The sequence below is a fragment of the Sphingopyxis sp. sgz302558 genome (assembly GCF_057220455.1).
Genome location: NZ_JBXPUZ010000003.1, coordinates 621159 through 640681 on the forward strand (window position 1 = coordinate 621159; position 19523 = coordinate 640681).

The 19523-nt window shown below is 63.5% G+C and carries 20 protein-coding genes; 13 read left to right on the forward strand and 7 right to left on the reverse strand.

The window, feature by feature from the left end; genetic code table 11:
• Positions 1–34 precede the first annotated feature (34 nt).
• The 3 genes from cysS to AC2TC0_RS13635 all read left to right on the forward strand — a co-directional run bounded on the left by cysS (position 35) and on the right by AC2TC0_RS13635 (position 3016).
• Positions 35–1501, forward strand: coding sequence for a cysteine--tRNA ligase (gene cysS / locus AC2TC0_RS13625; protein WP_484718058.1), 1467 nt, complete (start codon positions 35–37; stop codon positions 1499–1501).
• A gap of 139 nt (positions 1502–1640) precedes the next feature.
• A complete protein-coding gene (locus tag AC2TC0_RS13630; protein ID WP_484718059.1) occupies positions 1641–2081 on the forward strand; it encodes an endonuclease domain-containing protein in 441 nt (146 codons plus the stop codon).
• Positions 2078–3016, forward strand: coding sequence for a D-2-hydroxyacid dehydrogenase (locus AC2TC0_RS13635; RefSeq protein WP_484718060.1), 939 nt, complete (start codon positions 2078–2080; stop codon positions 3014–3016). The genes AC2TC0_RS13630 and AC2TC0_RS13635 overlap by 4 nt, the downstream gene beginning before the upstream one ends.
• On the opposite strand, the gene AC2TC0_RS13640 is transcribed toward AC2TC0_RS13635, so the two are convergent.
• Positions 3010–3549, reverse strand: a complete 540-nt coding sequence (locus tag AC2TC0_RS13640; RefSeq protein ID WP_484718061.1) for a hypothetical protein — start codon at positions 3547–3549, stop codon at positions 3010–3012. The genes AC2TC0_RS13635 and AC2TC0_RS13640 overlap by 7 nt on opposite strands.
• A gap of 90 nt (positions 3550–3639) precedes the next feature.
• Between AC2TC0_RS13640 and AC2TC0_RS13645 the strand changes: the two genes are divergently transcribed.
• Positions 3640–4650, forward strand: coding sequence for a winged helix-turn-helix domain-containing protein (locus tag AC2TC0_RS13645; protein ID WP_484718062.1), 1011 nt, complete (start codon positions 3640–3642; stop codon positions 4648–4650).
• On the opposite strand, the gene AC2TC0_RS13650 is transcribed toward AC2TC0_RS13645, so the two are convergent.
• The 6 genes from AC2TC0_RS13650 to pyk all read right to left on the reverse strand — a co-directional run bounded on the left by AC2TC0_RS13650 (position 4628) and on the right by pyk (position 13357).
• The gene (locus AC2TC0_RS13650; protein WP_484718063.1) at positions 4628–5476 is read right to left on the reverse strand and encodes a metallophosphoesterase; all 849 of its coding nucleotides are present in this window, start codon (positions 5474–5476) and stop codon (positions 4628–4630) included. The two genes, AC2TC0_RS13645 and AC2TC0_RS13650, sit on opposite strands and share 23 nt — an antisense overlap.
• Positions 5477–5516: 40 nt before the next feature.
• The gene (locus AC2TC0_RS13655; protein WP_484718064.1) at positions 5517–7400 is read right to left on the reverse strand and encodes a cytochrome c3 family protein; all 1884 of its coding nucleotides are present in this window, start codon (positions 7398–7400) and stop codon (positions 5517–5519) included.
• 10 nt (positions 7401–7410) lie between these two features.
• Positions 7411–8295 carry a hypothetical protein gene (locus tag AC2TC0_RS13660; protein ID WP_484718065.1) on the reverse strand — a complete coding sequence of 295 codons (885 nt, stop codon included), beginning with the start codon at positions 8293–8295 and terminating at the stop codon, positions 7411–7413.
• Positions 8295–10757, reverse strand: coding sequence for a cyclic nucleotide-binding domain-containing protein (locus AC2TC0_RS13665; RefSeq protein WP_484718066.1), 2463 nt, complete (start codon positions 10755–10757; stop codon positions 8295–8297). Before AC2TC0_RS13665 ends, AC2TC0_RS13660 begins: the two co-directional genes overlap by 1 nt.
• A gap of 222 nt (positions 10758–10979) precedes the next feature.
• Positions 10980–11753: an arginyltransferase gene (locus AC2TC0_RS13670; protein ID WP_484718067.1), complete on the reverse strand. Its 774-nt coding sequence runs from the start codon at positions 11751–11753 to the stop codon at positions 10980–10982.
• A 143-nt stretch (positions 11754–11896) separates the two neighbouring features.
• Positions 11897–13357 (reverse strand): pyruvate kinase, encoded by a 1461-nt coding sequence (gene pyk, locus AC2TC0_RS13675; protein WP_484718068.1) that lies wholly within the window; start codon positions 13355–13357, stop codon positions 11897–11899.
• Between the two features lie 121 nt (positions 13358–13478).
• Between pyk and AC2TC0_RS13680 the strand changes: the two genes are divergently transcribed.
• The 9 genes from AC2TC0_RS13680 to ruvB all read left to right on the forward strand — a co-directional run bounded on the left by AC2TC0_RS13680 (position 13479) and on the right by ruvB (position 19490).
• Positions 13479–13781: a DUF1244 domain-containing protein gene (locus AC2TC0_RS13680; protein ID WP_484718069.1), complete on the forward strand. Its 303-nt coding sequence runs from the start codon at positions 13479–13481 to the stop codon at positions 13779–13781.
• Between the two features lie 22 nt (positions 13782–13803).
• A complete protein-coding gene (locus AC2TC0_RS13685) occupies positions 13804–15105 on the forward strand; it encodes a metal-dependent hydrolase family protein (protein WP_484718070.1) in 1302 nt (433 codons plus the stop codon).
• Between the two features lie 66 nt (positions 15106–15171).
• Positions 15172–15417, forward strand: a complete 246-nt coding sequence (locus AC2TC0_RS13690) for a DUF2312 domain-containing protein (protein ID WP_484718071.1) — start codon at positions 15172–15174, stop codon at positions 15415–15417.
• 23 nt (positions 15418–15440) lie between these two features.
• Positions 15441–15758 (forward strand): heavy metal-binding domain-containing protein, encoded by a 318-nt coding sequence (locus tag AC2TC0_RS13695; RefSeq protein WP_484718072.1) that lies wholly within the window; start codon positions 15441–15443, stop codon positions 15756–15758.
• Positions 15759–15814: 56 nt separating this feature from the next.
• Positions 15815–16561 carry a YebC/PmpR family DNA-binding transcriptional regulator gene (locus AC2TC0_RS13700; protein ID WP_484718073.1) on the forward strand — a complete coding sequence of 249 codons (747 nt, stop codon included), beginning with the start codon at positions 15815–15817 and terminating at the stop codon, positions 16559–16561.
• Positions 16558–17028 (forward strand): crossover junction endodeoxyribonuclease RuvC, encoded by a 471-nt coding sequence (gene ruvC / locus AC2TC0_RS13705; RefSeq protein WP_484718137.1) that lies wholly within the window; start codon positions 16558–16560, stop codon positions 17026–17028. The genes AC2TC0_RS13700 and ruvC overlap by 4 nt, the downstream gene beginning before the upstream one ends.
• A 112-nt stretch (positions 17029–17140) precedes the next feature.
• Positions 17141–17740, forward strand: coding sequence for a Holliday junction branch migration protein RuvA (gene ruvA / locus AC2TC0_RS13710; protein ID WP_484718074.1), 600 nt, complete (start codon positions 17141–17143; stop codon positions 17738–17740).
• Positions 17737–18471 carry a ParA family protein gene (locus tag AC2TC0_RS13715; protein WP_484718075.1) on the forward strand — a complete coding sequence of 245 codons (735 nt, stop codon included), beginning with the start codon at positions 17737–17739 and terminating at the stop codon, positions 18469–18471. The genes ruvA and AC2TC0_RS13715 overlap by 4 nt, the downstream gene beginning before the upstream one ends.
• Entirely contained in the window at positions 18468–19490 is a 1023-nt protein-coding gene (gene ruvB, locus AC2TC0_RS13720) for a Holliday junction branch migration DNA helicase RuvB (RefSeq protein ID WP_484718076.1), read from the forward strand. The genes AC2TC0_RS13715 and ruvB overlap by 4 nt, the downstream gene beginning before the upstream one ends.
• Positions 19491–19523: the final 33 nt, after the last annotated feature.

A 19523-nucleotide genomic window follows, 5' to 3' on the forward strand; every position in this document is an offset into this window, starting at 1 on the left:
ACGCACATAAGCAAGGCGGGGCATGGCGCGCGGCATGACCGAGCCTGCCCCGCTGATGCTGTTCAACAGCCTGACCCGCCAGCTTGAGGAATTCAAGCCGCTCCACGACGGGGAAGCGCGCGTCTACAGCTGCGGCCCGACCGTCTATAACTACCAGCATATCGGCAATATGCGCGCGTATGTGTTCGCCGACACGCTGGGCCGCGTGCTGTCGTACAAGGGTTACAAGCTGACCCATGTCATCAACATCACCGATGTCGGCCATCTGACCAGCGACGCCGATGCGGGTGATGACAAGATGGAGCGCGCGGCGGCGCAGCAGGGCAAGACCGCGTGGGACATTGCGGCCTTTTATCAGGCCGATTTTGAAGCGGATCTGGCGCGCCTCAACATCCGCAAACCCGCCCACCCCCGCGCGACCGAATATGTCGAAGCGATGATCGCATGGGGCCAGTCAATCGCCGACAAGCATTGTTACCTGCTCGACAGCGGCCTTTACTTCGACACCTCGACCGTGCCCGATTATGGCCGCCTCGCGCGCGCCAGCACCGACGAAGGCGAAAGCCGGATCGACCCAGTCGACGGCAAACGCCACGCCGCCGACTTCGCCATCTGGCGCAAAACGCCGCCGGGCGAGACGCGCCAGATGGAATGGGACAGCCCTTGGGGCAAAGGGGCGCCGGGCTGGCACCTGGAATGCAGCGTGATGAGCAAGGAATTGCTCGGCCACCCGTTCGACATCCACACCGGCGGCATCGACCACCGCGAGATTCACCACCCCAATGAAATCGCGCAGAACCAGGCGCACGCCGGGTGCGATCATTCGGGTGCGCGCATCTGGATGCACAACAATTTCCTGATCGACCGGCGCGGCAAAATGTCGAAGAGCGCGGGCGAATTTCTGCGCCTGCAAACGCTGGTCGACAAAGGCTTCCATCCGCTGGCCTACCGCCTGATGTGCCTGCAGGCGCACTACCGGTCCGAGCTGGAGTTCAGCTGGGAAGGGTTGCAGGCGGCGTTTGTACGGCTGAAGCGAATGGTGATGGCGCTGCGCAAATGGGAAGAGCGGCTGCTCGAACGCATGCCGCTTCGCGAGGTTCCGGGCGACAGCTGGGAACGGGAGGTCGTTACCCGCGGACTGGTCGAACGCTTTGTTGCGGCTGTCGCCAACGACCTCAATACCGCCGACGCGCTGACGATTTTCGACGAATTGCTTGGACAAAAGCGAACCGCAGCTGAGTGCATAGTTACGGCTGCCAGCCAAATGGACCGCGTGCTGGGCCTTGGGCTCGACCAGCTGCACCGCACCGACCTGCGCATCCGCCCTGCCACCGCGACCATCACCGAAACTGAAATCGAAGCCGCCCTCGCCGAGCGCAAGGAAGCCCGCGCAGCCAAAGACTTCGCCCGCTCCGACGCCATCCGCGACGACCTCATCGCGTGCGGGGTTGAGGTGATGGACGGCGATCCGCTGGGTTGGGATTGGCGGATTGAGGTTTAGGGCGGCCGTCCTCTGGCGCTTCGCGCCACCTCCCCGAAGCAAGTCATTGGGGAGGACAAGGGCGCGACATTTTCTACTTCCTCCCCATCGACTTGCGATGGGGAGGTGGCCCGGCGAAGCCGTGACGGAGGGGCCAGCAGTGCGTCCGAATAAGCCCGCAGCATCGGTCCAACGCGCCAAACGCTTTCGCCGCGCGCTGACCAAACCCGAACTCATGCTCTGGCCAATCTTGAGCACGTCACCCGGCAACCACAAGTTCCGCAAGCAGCATCCCGCCGGACCCTATGTGCTCGATTTCTTCTGCGCGCGCGCCAATCTCGCAATCGAGGTCGACGGCATCGCGCACGACATGGGCGACAATCCGGTGCGCGACGCACGCCGCGATGCGTGGTTGGCCGAGCATCGCGTCGATACGATGCGGATTGCGGCAACCGATGTGCTGCGCGATCCGACTGCCGTTGTGTGCGGGATTGTCGCCGCAATTGACGACCGACTGAGCCGATTTGGGAAGGCCCCTCCGTCATCGCTGCGCGATGCCACCTCCCCATCGCAAGTCGATGGAGAGGAAGATAAGGAATGACCAAAGCCGTCCTGTCGGGCCTGATGTTCCCGCTTTTGAACGACCGCCTGCCCGCTTGGGTTGAGCCGCACTTCTTCATGACCAAGGAAGAGGCGCTTGCCCTGGCGCCGACTGCCGAAATCGGCTGGTTCGACATGTATGACAAGGACGACATGGCGCACACCATTGCGGCGGCGACGAACCTCAAATGGCTCAACACCATTTACTCCGGTTCTGACCATATGCCGCTGGATCTGCTGCGCGAGCGCGGCACGATCCTCACCAATGGCGCGGGCATCAACGCCATCACCATCGCCGAATATGTCATCATGGGCATGCTGACGGTCGCCAAAGGGTATCGCGAGGTGGTGCGCGCGCAGGACCGGCGCGAATGGCTGATGGATTCGCCCGGCAAGGTCGAACTTTACGGGTCCAAAGCCCTGCTCCTCGGCTATGGCGCGATCGGCAAGCTGGTCGAGGAGCGGCTCAAGGCCTTCGCGGTCGATGTCACCGTCGTCCGCCGTTCGCCTGGCCCAAACACGCTGACCCCCGACCAGTGGCGCGCGCGGCTGGGTGATTTCGATTGGGTCATCCTCGCCGTCCCAGCCACCCCCGAAACCGACGGGATGATCGGTGCAGGCGAACTCGCCGCGATGAAGCCGACCGCAACGCTTATCAACATCGCGCGCGGCAGCGTGGTTGATCAGGCCGCGCTGGTAACCGCGCTCCAGACGGGCCAAATTGCCCACGCCTTCCTCGACGTCACCACGCCCGAACCGCTGCCCGCCGATGACGTCCTCTGGACGCTGCCTAACGCGCATATCACCATGCATTTGTCGGGGCGCGCGCAGGACAAGATGTTCGTCCGTTCGGCACAACGCTTCCTTGACAATCTGGCGCGCTGGGAGCGGGGGGAACCGGTGAGCCCGCAGGTCGATTTGGCGCTGGGCTATTGATCCTGCGCCGCGCGGTTGAACAGCGCGGCCGAAAAGCTCCAGATCATGGCCATGGCAATCGTGAACGGCCAGATGTTGTGGCCTTCAAAGGTTGCGATCAGCCCAACCACCAGCTGCGCCACAGCGGTAGCAACCAGCGTATGTCGCATGCCGCGCGCGCGAAACCCGACAAGAATGGTGCCCACTAACGCCACGCCCAGCACGCCCGCAAACATGGCGTTCAGGGGGTTATCCTCACTGCCGATAATGCCGACCGCGAGATTAACCCAGATCATGAAAAAGGACCCGAGCAGTGCAAGCAGACCGCCTGCACGATATGCCCAGTTGCCCGACAGTCTAACGGTGACCTCGATCAGAAACCCAGTCCCGCCAATCAGCGCGCCTGCGACAATAAAGTCGCTCAGGGTCCAATTTACCTCGGCGGTGAAACGCATGGCGACGGCAGGCAGCGCCAGCAGCGCGGCGGCAAAACTCCATGCAGCGGGACGAACCCAACCGAGCGCACGGGATGAAGGGACGGCTTCGTTTGACATATCGCTCTGCTTTCGCTGTTGATGACGACAGCAGCCCTGCCAGCGCTGCACCCTGAGGGGCATGAGCAAAAGATGAGCAATCGCTGAAAAATGACCGAAACACCGCTCCGCTTTGGTCCTTTCACGCTCGACCGCGCCCAACGACGGCTGCTGAAGGATGGCGCATTGGTGGAGCTGAACCCGCGCTATTTTGACGCGCTCGTGGTGCTCGCTGCTGCACCCGGCGAGCTCGTCACCAAGGATCGCTTTATGGCCGAGGTGTGGGCAGGCATTCCAGTGACCGACGAGGCGTTGACCCAGTGTATCCGTACTTTGCGCCGCGCGCTTGGCGATGATGCCGCGGCACCGCGCTTTATCCAGACCGTCCCCAAATACGGATATCGCTTTGTCGCGGGTGAACCGGCAGCAACAGTGCCCACCCTTATTGCGCCGACCTTGCAGCCGATTGTCGTCGGCGGCACATTGGGCGGCGCGTTGGCGGGCGGTATCGGCGGCCTGCTCTATGGCCTTATTGCCACTGCTATCACCCCTGCGAACATAGGCGGCGCATCGCTGCTGTTGGTGCTGTTTGGCATTGCTGTCACCATTGCTGCGCTCGGTGCGGCCGGGGTCAGCCTGGGAATGGCGCTGGCGCAGCGCCGTGTGTCCAGCGGCGGTGCGGCACTGTCGCTCGGCGGCGCGGCAGGCGGATTGACGATTGGCGCGCTGACCGAGCTGATTGGTACTGACGCCTTCACCCTGCTGATCGGCAGCGCGCCCGCGCATATGACCGGCGCGGGCGAAGGCGTGCTGATCGGCGGCGCAGTGGGACTGGCCCTGTGGCAATCTCCGCGCGCACGTCCAGGCCTGCGCACTGCGCTCTCCGCGTTAATCGGCGCGCTAGCGGGCTTGCTGGTCACGCTGATGGGTGGCCGAATGCTGGCAGGCAGCCTCGACAGCCTCGCCGGATCGCGGCTCAATCTCGATCGCATTGGTGCTATGCTGGGCGAAAGCGGTTTCGGCCCGATCAGTCAGGCATTGTCAGCGATGCTCGAAGGTGCGCTGTTCACTGCGGCCATCGTTTGGACCATCCGCCGTTTCAGCGCGGCCGCTCGCCCTTAAGCTCGCGCACCAACGGCTGCAAATTGCGGTCATATTTGGCCAACATCGTGTGCTGTCCCGCATGGTCAAAGAAACTCACCAGCTCGCGGCCGTTCCAGCGGTGGAGGGCATAGGCGGGGTCCTCCGCGACGATCATCGGGCGGTCGTCGGGTCGGTTTTCGTCGATGGGCCTGAGGTCGAGCGACACTTGCGGCGCGGTGGATGAACAGATCGCCACCGTGCGTCCGTGCCAGTTGATCGTCACCGAACGGTGGAGATGCCCACAAATCAGCCCGCGCACTTGGCTGTGCCGGTCGAGCACTTTGGCAAAGGTTGCTACCCAAGGCTCGCGGTGATCGGTGTTCATCCACTCGATGCCAGTTTCCACCGGAGGGTGGTGCATGACGATATAGGTGGTCTTGTCGGGCTCCTTCGCCAGTTCGGCGTCGAGCCATGCCGCGCGATCGGCGCAAAACGCCCCGCCGTGCCGCCCTTCCTCCAGCGTATCGATGGTCACCAGCCGCAGCTCGTCCAGCTCGATGCAATATTGCGCGTAACCTTTGCCATCATCGAAACCCGGGAACTGGGCGTGAAAGGCGCTGCGCACATCATGATTCCCGACGCTGGGCCACACCGGAAATGGACAGCGCGAAAATGCGTTGGCGAGGCGGCGGTAACTCGCAGCATCTCCCCGGTCGGTAATGTCGCCGGTGGCGAGCAGCAGGTCGGGGCGGTTGGGCCCGCTGATCAGCAGGTCGAGCACATCGTCGAGCCGCTTGCGGTTATATTCGGCCGGATTGTCGGGGTCGAACCCGATGTGCACGTCGGTGATCTGGGCAATCAGCATCGGTGACCCCTCGCTCCGCCGGCAGGTTGCGACCCCGCCTTCATCCCCCGGTTCCGCGCGCGCTGCCCGACCCGAAGTCGACAGTGTAGAGGGAGAATCGCGGCTTGGCTGTGATCGCCGTCACTTGGCCTTGTTTCTTCTTGGGCTTTGGCGACCAGGGTGGCCCCCCATCCATATGATATTCGTGGCACATGGCACAGGATGATTTGACCGGATCATCAACGCGAATGCTAGCCAGCTGCGCACCATCCTCGCCGACATGGCAATCGCGGCATTGCTTCACACCTGGGATCAGCAGGTCCGTCGCCAGCTTCGATTCCGGCGCTGTCTTGTGGCAATCGGCGCATTTGGTCTCCTCATGCGCCTTGTGGTCGAACCAGCCCTTGCTGAAATGAACTTCAGTCTGCTTGACCGGCAGCACGCGCCAATTGTTGCCGTTCGCGGGGGCGAAAATGGTGTGACAGTCGTAACAGGCCCCGCCCTTGGAAAAGACCGCGGCGATCGCTTCGCTGGCACGCGACGGGCGCACTGCCACTTCGCGGAAATAGATGTTGTAAACCTGGCCTTCGGCATATTGGCCGGGCCGCCGCCGCGCCATACCGCCAAGCTGGAGCGGACGCGACGGCGCGGTCGAGCGATAATAGGCCGTCAGGTCGGCAATAACCTGCGCCGGCTCGCCGTGGCGCAGCGTGCGCGTGACCCCGCCGACCTGTTCGAAAGCCAAGCTGTGGCACATGGCACAGTCGGCCTCCATATCGACAGGCTTGAAGCTGACCCCGTCACGCTCGACGCTGTGGCAATCAGCGCATTGCAGGCCCGCGCGCGTGAAGCCGTAGCGTCCGGCAAAGCTCGCCGCCATGCGCGCGACCCCACCCTTTTTGTCCATATGTACATCGTGCGGGAATTTGAGGCCGCTGATATCGACCGGATTGCGGTCGAGCGAGGCGCGCACCAGCTTGGCCTCCACCGCCGGGCGCACCAGGGGGCGGAATTGCGGGTGATCGACCCCGAAATCGGCGGCATCGCCCAGCCCGGTTTTGATCCGCCCGCTCATCCCATCGTGGCAATCCGCGCAAAAGGCTTGCGGTGTCGCGGGCATTGGCCCTGCGCCTTCATGCTCGGTATGGCACTGGGTGCATCGGCCCTGCGGCTTGTTGAAAGCCTCGCCGACGCTCGCCAGAAACTTCTCGCCACCCGACAAAGGTGCGCGCGCGGCAAGCAACGTCGCGGTGCTGGCATTGGCATGCGCCGCGCTCAGCTTCTTATGCTCGCCGGTGTGGCAATTCACGCAAGCGCTGTCGGTCACGGTAACGAACGGCTCGACGTGGCAGGACTGGCAATCATCCTTCAGTGACGCGTGCGCGCTCGACAAGGGACCCGAGGACCAGCTGCTGTCCGCATGAAACCCCGCTTTGCGTTCGTCGACGCCTTGATAGCTCCACCAGCTCCAGATGGGCGCAATCAGGAAGGCCGCGAGCATCAGTGCGGCAAAGCCCCACGCTCCCACGCGCCGCCCGGGCAGCAGGCCGCGCAACGAAAAGGCCTTGATTTCGTCGACATCCTTGGCCGATTGCGAAAGTTCCTCCACCCGCTCCACTAACAGGATGATCGCCGCGCCCTCGCGCTGTACGGTCAGGCGGTGCCCGCCAAAGCGTAGCTCGGCGCCGCTGGCGCTATCGAATTCGGCATTGTCAACATTGCGGCCGTTGAAATCGAAGCCCAACCCCTCCGCGGCGTCCACGCGCACACGGCGACCGTCTGCCGATGTCAGCGTCGCATGGTGCGGATTGACCGCCAAATCCTCGACATGAATGTCATTGCTGCTGTCGCGGCCGATGCGGATGCTGCTGCCCGAAAAGGGGCGATCGCGGACGATCGACTTGCCCGCGCGTGTAACCGAAACCCGGCGGAGGATGAATGCCATGCCCCAGCCCCTACCAGTAAAAGAACACGCTGATGATATGCGCCGATAACGCCGCAATCAGCGCAAACGTCATCGGCACATGCACATAGAGCCACGCCTCGAGAATTGCCCGGATGCGCAGATGGCCGCGCAGCCGTGCGAGCGCCGCCTGTTTCTGGTCCAGCAGGTCGGTCAGGCGCGGGATGCTCTCGCCCGGCACTCCGGCCAGCGCGCGGCGCGCCGCTGCAGTCGCACAGCCAGGATAGCGGCCCGTGAAGCGGCTTGCCACCGAGCCTGCGAATGGGTCTTGCTCCAACGACGCCTGCACCGGCGCGCTGATTGCGGGCGGCAGCGCTAGCGCAGCGACGTGCAACTGGCGGTCAAAGGCGCGGATCGCCTCCAACATTTGCATTTGCGTCATTTGCTCGCGGTTTGCAGCCAAAGACTGCGGCAGCGTCGCGTAAACGAAAATCCCGAACAACCCCGACAATATGACGATCATCATTAGCGCCCAGGCCAGCGTGTGGACATTCCACCCCAGCTGGAACCCGGTATGCCAGGTGCCGATCACGATCAGCGACAGTCCCAGGTAAACATGCGCCGAAGTCCATGCCTTGAGCGACCACGAGCCGCTGGTCATCTTGCGCTTGCGATAGCCAAGCGCGGTCAGCCACAGGATCAGCGCCGCACCTATTGTCCCCAGCGTATAGCCATACCAGCTGCCGCCATTGTGGCGCGGCGTGATGTCGATCAGCATGTAGGAGATGATGACCAGCAGCATCACCCCGCCCGAAATTTTCGCCCAGCGAAAGCCCGCGTAAGAAAGGAAGCCTTCGTGCGCGCTTTGCCGCACGCGCCCCGTTTGCGCGGCGGCAGCGCGGGTGCGACGTCGCAAAATGCCGGGACCCAGCGCCATCAGTCGTCACCCTCGCCCAGTTTGGCAACCGACAGAAACTCCTCGGGCGTCACGCGGATCGCGGCGCCGGTCGGGCAGGCGCGCACGCAGGCCGGACCGCCCTCTATCCCCTTGCACATGTCACATTTTACCGCGATTTTCTTGGGCTTGGTGCCTTCGGGCAAATTCGCCTTTGTCCATTTGGGCGACGGTTCACCTGGGCCGGGGCCAAATCCGAACAACAACCATTGCAACAGGCCCGGCTTCTTCGGCGGCTTCGCCTCCATCCGGATGACGCCATAGGGGCAGTTGCGCATGCAATTGCCGCAACCGATGCAGCCATCCTCCATATAAACTTCGCCATCAGGGCCACGGTGAATGACGTTGGGCGGACAATCCGCCATGCAATGCGGATGCTCGCAGTGGCGGCAACTGGTGGGCACGTGCAGATGGGCAAAGCTCTTGCCCGCTTCGCGGTCGAGCCGAGAGAGCCCATCGTGGCTGTCCGCACAGGCTTTTTCGCAATTGTCGCAGCCGACGCACAGCCGCTCGTCGATCAGCAGCGCATCGGTCGCCTCGCCAATCCCCTGTTTGATGAGAAAGCTCGCCGTATCCGAATAAAGATCGACCGCGCTGTAATAGCTGCCCTTGCGGCTTTCGATGAAGTCGTTGATCGCGGTGCGCTTCTGCATCGCCTCCAGCGTGTCGAGCTTGATCGCCGATTTGCGATCCAGGATGCGGCGGAAATCCTCGCCGCGCAGCTTGATGACCTCGCTCTTGACTGCCGCCTTAACCGTCGCGGTCCGCTGCCCTCCCCCCAGAACTGCCATCTCGCCGAAGAAGGCACCGGCAGGCAAGTAGGACAGGAAAATCGGCCGCCCGCCGATCATCTTTTCGACCGCCATCGAACCTGACCGGATGACGTAAATGTCATCGCCGGTGTCGCCCTCGGCCAGCACGGTCTCGCCAATCTTGACGGTCAGCACCTCGGCATTATCGACTGCGTCGACCAGGTCGGCCGGGGTCAACCCACCGCGGAAAATCTGCATTAACTGGCGTTCCAAGCTGATGCGGTTGATCACCCGCTTGGCCCCGGGCACGGCGGCCATCAGCTTCAGCGCGGCAGTGCGCGACACTTCGACCAAGATGCTGTCGGTACCGGCGCGCACGGTCGCACCGCGCTTGCGCCCCGAAATCAGGCCAACCTCACCAAAGATACTCCCGGTTTCGATCGGCACGACGCGGGTTGCATCATTGGGATCAATCTGCACCAGCACGCCGCCATCAGCGACAGCGAACAGCGAGGTGCCAGGCTCGCCGCCTTCGAACACCACTTCGCCCGCGCGCACAAAGCTGACCTGCGAATCGAGCATGAATTCGCGCATCTGCAGCGGCGAGACATCGTTGAAAATGCTCACCCGTTCGCGCAGGAATTCCAACCACTCGGCAACGCTGCGATTGCCGGGCAGCCCTTCAAACACTTTAACGAGCAGCCCCTCGTCTGCGGGCGGCAGGGTGAAGGGCTCGCCCCTGATCTGCGTCTTTACATATTCAACGACATCATAGCCCTGGTTCATGCAATGTTTGATCAGCGGATAGCCCGCGAGCGCGCCGATGACGAAAATGCCGGGCGCGGTGCTTTCGAACTGCGGCGACAGCTTCGGGAATGCCTCGCGGTCAGGGCTCGAAAACTCGATGCCCAACCCCTCGACAAAGGCACGCGGCGCGACCGACCCCAACCGCGCAATAATCGCGTCGCACTCGATCCGCACATCGCCCGTCGGCGTTTCGAGCGTCAGCCAGCCTTCCTCGACCAGTTTGGGCGATGTTTCGGTGCGCACAATCATTGCGCCCGTCGCCCCCGCTTCCATTAGGTCAGAGACATTCTTGGCCTTGGCCCGGGCGAAATCTTTAGACCGGTTCAGGATGGTAACGGTGTTTTCAAGTGCCGACTCGGCCAGCCCCAGCGCATTTTCAATACCCGCGTCGCCTGACCCGACGACGGTGACATGCTTGTCCTGATAATCTGCCGGATCGTCGAGCTGATAGACCACATGCGCCATGTCGCCGCCGGGACAGCGCATGCGGTTGGGATTGCCCTGAGTGCCGATGGCCAATACGATATATTCGGCCCGAAATTCGGCGCCTCGCGCGGTGCGGATGGTGAAATCGCCTTGTGCGCCTTCGACCGCAGTGACTTCGGCATAATAGGCGATATTCACCCTGTGCTCGGCCATCTGCCGATCCCAGGTCGCCAATATATCCTCGCGAATCCCCTCGTCAAAATCGCAGTCAGACCGCAGGTCCAGCCGCGTCGGGGTCGCCATCACCAGCTTACCCTTCTGATATTTGAAAATGGTATCAGAGAGATGGTCGGTTTTTTCGAGAAGTACATGGGACAGCCCCAGCGCTGCCGCGCGCGCAGCGGCGCTCAGCCCGGCCGGGCCCGATCCGATGATGGCGATCTGAACCTTATCGTTCATGCGCTGTCGCCCGCCCGGCGCGGATCCCGGCGCTCGCAGACTGGTTCCAACCCCGCCGACCGCTCGCCGCGCATCAGCATCCCCCAACTATGGCTGCCGGCCCGAAACGGCAACCTTCCCCAATGGATGCGACCCGGACTTGTCAGGCGTCCGATAAGCTTGGGTTATGGCGGGGAAAGGCAGGGGGCGTCAACCATTGTTGACGCTGAAATCGTGCGTCAATCAGGCGGTTTCGACCTGCCGGTCCATTACCGCTACTGGCGGATTATAGGCATGCCAGCCGTCGGGGCCCAGCCTTTCGAGCGGGCGGAACTTGGCCTTATACGCCATGCGCCGCGAACCTTCGATCCAATAGCCCAGATAGACATAAGGCAGGCCCGCAGCACCAGCGCGCAATATGTGGTCGAGGATGATATAGGTGCCCAAGCCTTCACGTAATGGATGTTCGGCATCAAAGAAGCTGTAAATCATTGACAGTCCATCATTCTGCCTGTCGGTCAAACAGCAGCCCACCAGCTTGCCGGGGCGGCCGTCGGCTTGCGCGGGTTCGCGATATTCGACCAGATAGCTGTCGACCGGGGTCTGCTCGACCATGTCGGCAAAATCCTGCTCGTCCATATCGGCCATGCCGCCTTCGGGGTGACGGCTGCGCAGATAGCGGCTCAGCAGATTAAACTGTTCCTGCGTTGCCCACGGTTTGCACGCGGCAACCACCAGATCGCCGTTGCGGCGGAGGTTACGTTTCTGGGTTGCCCCCGGTTCAAAATCATTGGCGCACACGCGCACCGACACGCACGCGCTGCACCCGGTGCAGCTGGGGCGATAGGCAACAGACTGGCTGCGGCGGAAACCGATGCGTCCCAGCGCGTCATTCAATTCCGCCGGATTGCTTCCGCCCAGTTCGGTGAACACTTTTCGTTCGGTCTTGCCCGCCAGATAGGGGCATGGTGCCGGGCTGGTGACAAAGAAGCGGGGGAAGCGAAATGGTGCGCTCACGCTGCGGCAAATCCTGTCTAGTCCACGCTGGCGACTCCACCAGCGCGGCCGACTATGCCGCGTCAAAATCATGGTGCAAAGAGTGTTTACCAAGCCGTCCTGATTTGAATCAATTCGACCCGAATTAACCACGCAGCGGCGCGTCAATCTCCCTTATAACCGCGCAGCTCGTCGCCAGTCATCGTGGCGACGTGCAGCACGTTGGTCGAACCCGGTGTACCGAAAGGGACGCCTGCCATCATCACGAGCTTGGCACCGGCGCGGCCAACGCTGTGGCGCAGCGCCATGCGCTTGCCCTTGGCGATCATCTCTTCAAAGCTGCCAATGTCCTTCGTCCGCACGGCATGCGCGCCCCAGAGCAGGCCCATTCGCCGCGCCGCGTCAAGTTTGGGGGTGAGCACCAGCAGCGGCGCACCCGGCCGCTCGCGTGCCACGCGCCGCGCGGTCGATCCTGACGCCGTGAAGCAAATGATGGCATCGGCATCGATCGTCGCAATAATGCTGCCCGCCGCCTCGGCCAGTGCGTCGGCCGTCGTCGCGTCGGGTTTGGTTTCGGTAAAGTGCAAGCGGCGGAAATAATCGGGGTCGGCCTCCACCGATTTGGCGATGCTATCCATCATCGTCACCGCCTCGATCGGCCAAGCGCCCGCCGCCGTCTCCGCCGATAGCATGATGGCGTCGGCACCATCGTAAATGGCGGTCGCAACGTCGGACACTTCGGCACGCGTCGGGGTGGGCGACTGGATCATGGATTCCAGCATCTGCGTCGCCACCACCACCGGCTTGCCCATCCGGCGGGCGGTCGCGACGATGCGCTTTTGCAGGGGTGGGACGGCCTCAGGTGGGAGTTCGACGCCCAGATCGCCGCGCGCCACCATCGCCGCATCGGCCAATTCCAATATTTCTTCGATACGCTCGACGGCGCTGGGCTTCTCAAATTTGACCAGCAGCGCCGCCTTGCCGCCAATTAACGTGCGGGCCTCTGCGACATCCTCGGGTCGCTGGACAAATGAAAGCGCGACCCAATCAACCCCCTGCTCCAGCGCGAAGGTCAGATCGCGACGGTCTTTCTCGGTCAGCGCCGCCAATGGCACCACCACGTCGGGCACATTGACGCCCTTGCGGTTCGAAATGCGACCGCCAATCTCGATGCGTGTGTTGATGCGCGTCGGCGTTACCGCCTGCACCCGCAACACCAGCTTGCCGTCATCCACCAGCAACCTTGTGCCGGGCTTTAAAGCCGCGAACAATTCGGGGTGCGGCAGATGGACGCGCGTTGCATCGCCCGGTGCCGGATCGGCATCAAGGATGAAGTCGTTGCCGGAAACCAGGTCAACCCCGCCATCAGCAAAGCTGCCAACGCGCAGCTTCGGGCCCTGAAGGTCGGCCAAGATGGTTGTCGGGCGACCCGTATCCTTTTCCAGCGCGCGGATCGCGGCGATCACCGCCGCATGCCCCGCATGCTCGCCATGGCTCATGTTAACGCGAAAGGCATCTGCCCCGGCGAGCGCAAGCGCGCGCAGCATCTCGGGTGTGTTGCTCGCCGGACCCAAAGTGGCGAGGATCCGCACCTTGCGCGCACGCGGGCTGTAAATCTGCGCCACAATCAATCCCCTCGTCGCTCGTTCGTCCGGCTCGCAAGGCAATTGCCACGAGCCCCTTGCCGCTGGCAAGCGTTGCGGGCATGCGCATAGCTATTCATTGGTGGCAACAGGAAGACAGCTGATGACCGATCCCCTCGACACGCTCGATGACGCAGTGGCAGCGGCTGCCTTCCGCCGCCTTGTCCGCTTGCTTCGGCACCGCACCGATGCAGCCAATATCGACCTGATGGGGCTGGCCGGGTTCTGCCGCAATTGCCTGGGCGACTGGGTCGCCGAGGCCGGCGAGATGGACAAGGAGGCGGGGCGCGCCATTGTCTATGCAATGCCCTATTCCGACTGGAAGGCTGCGAACCAGACCGCGGCGTCGCCCGAGCAGCTTGCAGCCATGGAAGCCACCATCGCAAAGAATCCATCGCATTTCTGAAGTTGAAGGGGAGAGAAAACAGATGCGCCTGATCCTGACCGCCGCCTTGCTGTTGGCATCATCGCCGCTGGCCGCCGAGACCACCTATATCCATGCGGGCCGCCTGCTTGCCGATCCCGCCGCAACGCCGCGCGGCCCCTCCACTATCATCGTCCGCGACGGCAAGGTCGCCGAAGTGCGCGACGGCTTTGTCGTGCCAGAAGCGGACGCGCGCATCATCGACCTGAAAACGCAGTTTGTTTTGCCGGGTCTGATCGACATGCACGTTCATATTGGCAGCGACGACAATTTGCTGCGCAGCCGACTCGAAGGGCCAAGCCGCGATGTCGAGGATGGCTTTGTCATCGCGCAGGCCAATGCGCGCAAGACGCTGGAGGCCGGGTTCACGACGGTGCGTGATCTGGGCGGTGAGGGGCGAACGACCACCACCTTGCGTGACGCCATCAACAATGGCGTCATCGTCGGCCCGACCATCATCCCGGCGGGAACGATGGTGTCGGTCACGGGAGGCCATGGCGGCGTTAACGGGCTCAATCGGACCTTTACGCGCGCCGTAGCCGAAGAGCGCACCAATGTGTGCGACGGCCCCGATGGCTGTGCCAGCGCCGTGCGCGCACAAGTTTCCATCGGAGCGGAAGTGATCAAATTCGCGGCTACCGGCGGGGTGCGTTCCAACGTCGCAGGCGGGCTGGGCAAGCAGATGACCGACGCCGAAATGAAGAGCATCGTCGACACCGGCCACAGTTTTGGCCGCAAGGTCACCGCGCATGCGCACGGCAAGGAAGGGATCGATGCCGCACTGCGTGCAGGGGTTGACAGCATTGAGCATGGCAGCTTCATCGACGATGAAACGGTCAAGCTGTTCAAAGCGAGCAATGCCGCGCTCGTCCCCACTGCCGTCGCCCCCATTGCCGCACTGGCGCAGGCGCGGCGCGGCGACGCGCCAGGACCTCAGCTCGCCAAGGCCGAAGAAGCTGCCGCCGCACATGCCGCCAGCTTTGCCCGCGCGGTGAAAGGCGGGGTGCGCATCCTCTTCGGTACCGACAGCGGCGTCGCGCCGCACGGCGACAATGCCAAGGAATTTGCGCTGATGATCAAGGCGGGGATGACCCCGGCGCAGGCGATCAAGGCAGCCACCAGCGACAATGCCGCCGAGCTCGATCGTCCCATCGGAGCAATCTTGCCCGGGCGCGATGCCGATATCATCGCGGTCGCGGGCGACCCGCTGGCCGATGTCACCGCGCTGGAAACGGTCAGTTTCGTAATGCGCCGTGGCGTTGTCCACAAGCTGGACGGCAAGCGCCAACCCTTTCCGCCCGAATAGGGCTTGGCGAATCTGCTACGTCCCAGCTAGGCGCGTCGGTCAAACATTACCCAGCGGGAGTTATCCATGTCCGACGAAGCCAGCGTTTCCGACCAGCAATTGCGCCTGTTCATCGAGCGTATCGAGCGGCTGGAGGAAGAGAAAAAGGGCATCGCCGATGACATTCGCGACGTCTATTCCGAAGCCAAGGCCAACGGCTACGACGCCAAAATCATGCGCCAGATCGTCCGCCTGCGCAAAATGCCGGTGAACGACCGCAAAGAAATGGAAGCCATTCTCGACGTCTATAAATCCGCCCTCGGCATCGCCTGATTTCCCCAGCAAGGAGCACAGCCATGATCCTGACCACCACCACCAGCATCGAAGGCCATCCCGCCAAAGACTATCTGGGCATCGTTACCGGCGAAGTGATTGTCGGGGCCAACATCTTCAAGGATTTGTTCGCAGGCATCCGCGACGTCGTAGGCGGCCGGTCGGGCAGCTATGAATCGACGCTGCGCGACGCGCGCGAAGCGGCGCTGAAAGAGCTGGAAGGCGAAGCCCGGTCGCGCGGCGCCAACGCCGTGATCGGCGTCGATTTCGATTATGAGGTGCTGGGTCAGGGCGGATCGATGCTGATGGTCACCGCTAGCGGCACCGCCGTAGTTGTCTGACAGGGCACCACGCGCTAGGGGCGGCCACCAGTTTGTCATAACCACGGAGGACGGCGGTGGCCGGCCATAGCAAGTTCAAGAACATCATGCACCGCAAGGGTGCGCAGGACAAAAAGCGCAGCGCCCTGTTCAGCAAGCTCGCGCGCGAAATCACCGTTGCGGCCAAAATGGGCCTGCCCGATCCCGACGCTAACGCCCGCCTGCGCGCTGCTGTCAACGCGGCCAAGGCGCAGTCAATGCCCAAGGACAACATCCAGCGCGCGATCGACAAGGCGTCGGGCGGCGAAGGCGAGAATTATGAGGAAATCCGCTACGAAGGCTATGGCCCCGGCGGCGTTTCGCTGATCGTCGAGGCGCTGACCGACAACCGCAACCGCACCGCGACCAACGTTCGCACCGCATTTAGCAAGAACGGCGGCAACCTCGGCACCAGCGGCAGCGTAAGCCATGGTTTCGATCGATTGGGCCAAATCCTTTATCCCGCCAGCGCAGGCGATGCCGACACCGTATTCGAAGCCGCTTTGGATGCAGGCGCCGATGACGTCGAATCGTCCGAGGACGGCCACGAAATCTGGACCAGCGTCGAAAATCTCCACCCCGTCGCCAAAGCACTCGAAGCCAAGCTGGGCGAAGCCGAAGGCGTGAAGCTCGCCTGGCGGCCCACGATGAAGAGCGAAATTGCCGACGAAGCGACCGCACAAAGCCTGTTCAAGCTGATCGACACGCTGGACGATGACGATGATGTGCAAACGGTGTGGGGGAATTACGAGATTCCCGATGCGGTGATGGAGAAGCTCGGCTGATCATCCTCGGCCTCGACCCGTCGCTCTCCTGTACCGGCTGGGGTATCGTCCGCATCGACGGCAGCCGGATCAGTCACATTGCCAACGGCCAGATCAAGACCGATGCGAAGGCCGCGCTGCCCAGCCGGTTGGCGCATCTCGACAGCGCGCTGGCAACGGTAATCGCCGACCATGCACCGGCCTGCGCCGCCGTCGAGGAGGTCTTCGTGAACGACAATCCCCAATCGACGCTGAAGCTGGCGCAAGCGCGCGGCGTGGTCCTGCTCGGCTGCGCGCGCGGCGGATTGCCCGTGACCGAATACGCCCCGCGTCTGGTCAAAAAAGCGCTGGTCGGCACCGGCGGCGCGGCGAAGGAACAGGTGCAAGCCATGCTGCGCGTGCTGCTGCCCGGGGTGACGGTGGCGGGGGCAGATGCCGCCGATGCGCTGGCGGTGGCGATTTGCCATGCGCATCACAAGCCTCGCTAGCCCCTTAATGCCGTGCGCCCTGCGCTTGTCGAAGGGCTGTCCTTTCTTTAACCCGCTGGAAAAGGAAGAATGGGGCTTCGACAAGCTCAGCCCGGACGGGTAGGGTATAGAAATGATCGCCAAACTCACCGGACGGCTGGACTCATCAGGCGCAGGCCATGCCGTGATCGACGTCGGTGGCGTTGGCTATCTGGTCGAAGCCTCAGCGCGCACGCTCGATGCGCTCGGCGCGGTGGGCAACGACGTCACCATCCACACCGAAATGCTGGTGGGCGAGGATTTTCTGCGCCTTCTGGGCTTTGCCCGTGCCGAGGAGCGCGACTGGTTCCGCCTGCTCGTCAGCGTGCAGGGGGTGGGCGCGAAAATGGCGCTGGCGATCCTTTCCGCACTCGAAATCGCCGATCTCCAGCGCGCGCTGGCTAGCGGTGATGCGGCGATGGTGGCGCGCGCCAATGGCGTGGGGCCGAAACTAGCGCAGCGCATTTGCAACGAGCTGAAGGACAAGGCCGGTGGCCTTGCGGGCATTGCGGGCACGGGCAGCGTCGGGCCCGTTGGTGGCGGCCCGCTCGCTGATGCGGTCGCGGCGCTGACCGGGCTGGGGTTCAAACCCGCCGAGGCGAGCGCAGCGGTGGCGGCGGCGAATGACGATTTGGGCGCAGGCGCAAACCTCGACGCGCTGGTGCGCCTCGCACTTCGAAAGGCAGCCAAATGAGCGGCAAAGTGATTGCGGTGTACAGCCTGAAGGGCGGCGTCGGCAAAACCACGCTGGCGGTCAACCTCGCTTGGGCCGCCGCCACGCTGTCGAGCCGCCGCACCCTGTTGTGGGACCTCGATGCGCAGGCCGCCGCCAGCTACATCCTCGGCCAAACCACCAAAGGCAAGAGCGCGCAGTCCGCCATCCTGAAAGAAGTCGCGCCCGACAAGCTGATCCGCGCGACCGCCATCGACCGGCTCGCCATCCTGCCCGCCGACGCGTCGCTGCGCACGCTCGACATTGATTTTCATGAACTCGACAAGAAAAAACGCCTCGCCAAGATCGCCGAGGGGCTGGCCAAGGACTATGACCGCATCATCATCGATTGTCCGCCGGGCCTGACCGACACATCGGACCAGATTTTGCGTGCCGCCGACCTGGTCATCGTCCCCGTCATCCCCGCACCGCTCGCCCAGCGCGCACTCGACACCATCGCCGAACATCTGGGCGGCAAGACGGCGAAGGCGGTGCTGATGCCCGTCTTTTCAATGGTCGACCGCCGCCGCAGCCTGCACCGTGCGGCGGTGGCGGGCGCCCCCGACTGGCCGGTGATCCCTGCCGCCAGCGCGTACGAGCGTATGACCGAAGCCCGAGCACCAGTGGGGAAGTTAATGGGGCCACGCGGCGCGCCGGTGCAGGCGGTGGCGGGGCTGTGGCAGGCAGTAGAGAAGAGGTTGGCAAAGTCTTGACCGACGCCCTCACCACGCCCACCCGCACGCCCGAGGACGCCGACGCCGCGCTGCGCCCCAAAACGCTCGCCGAGTTCGTCGGGCAGGCCGCGGCGCGCGAAAATCTGCGCATCTTCATCGAGGCAGCCAAATCGCGTTCCGACGCGCTCGACCATGTGCTGCTCTACGGCCCGCCCGGGCTAGGCAAAACTACGCTGGCGCAGATTGTCGCACGCGAACTCGGCGTCGGGTTCCGCTCCACCTCCGGCCCGGTCATCGCCAAGGCGGGCGATCTGGCGGCGCTGCTCACCAACCTCGAGGACGGCGATGTGTTGTTCATCGACGAAATCCATCGCCTGTCGCCTGCGGTCGAAGAAATCCTTTATCCGGCGATGGAGGACCGCGCGCTCGACATCATGATTGGCGAAGGGCCGTCGGCGCGGTCGGTGCGCATCGACCTGCCTAAATTCACGCTGGTCGGTGCGACGACGCGGCAGGGGTTGCTCACCACCCCCTTGCGCGACCGCTTCGGCATTCCGGTGCGGCTGAATTTTTACAGCCATGGCGAGCTGGAGCAGGTGATTACTCGCGCGGCGCGGTTGCTCGACCTCAACATCGCCCCCGATGGCGCGCTGGAAATCGCCAAGCGCTCGCGCGGCACGCCGCGCATCGCCGGGCGGCTGCTGCGCCGCGTGCGCGATTTTGCCAGCGTCGCGGGGGCAAGCATCGTCGATGCCAAGGCCGCCGATGCCGCGCTCAACCGGCTGGAGGTCGATGCGCTGGGCCTCGATGCGATGGACCGGCGCTATCTGACCATGATCGCTGACATTTATCGCGGTGGGCCTGTGGGCGTTGAAACGCTCGCGGCGGGCCTGTCCGAACCGCGCGACACGATCGAGGATGTGATCGAGCCCTATCTGCTGCAAGCCGGGCTGATCGCGCGGACGGCGCGGGGGCGCTGCCTCAATCCGGCCGCATGGAAGCATCTGGGGCTGAACCCGCCCGCCGGTGCGCAGGACGGGTTGTTTGACGGCGAATAGCCGACCAGCCGAGTCTGTAGCGCGATAAAGCGC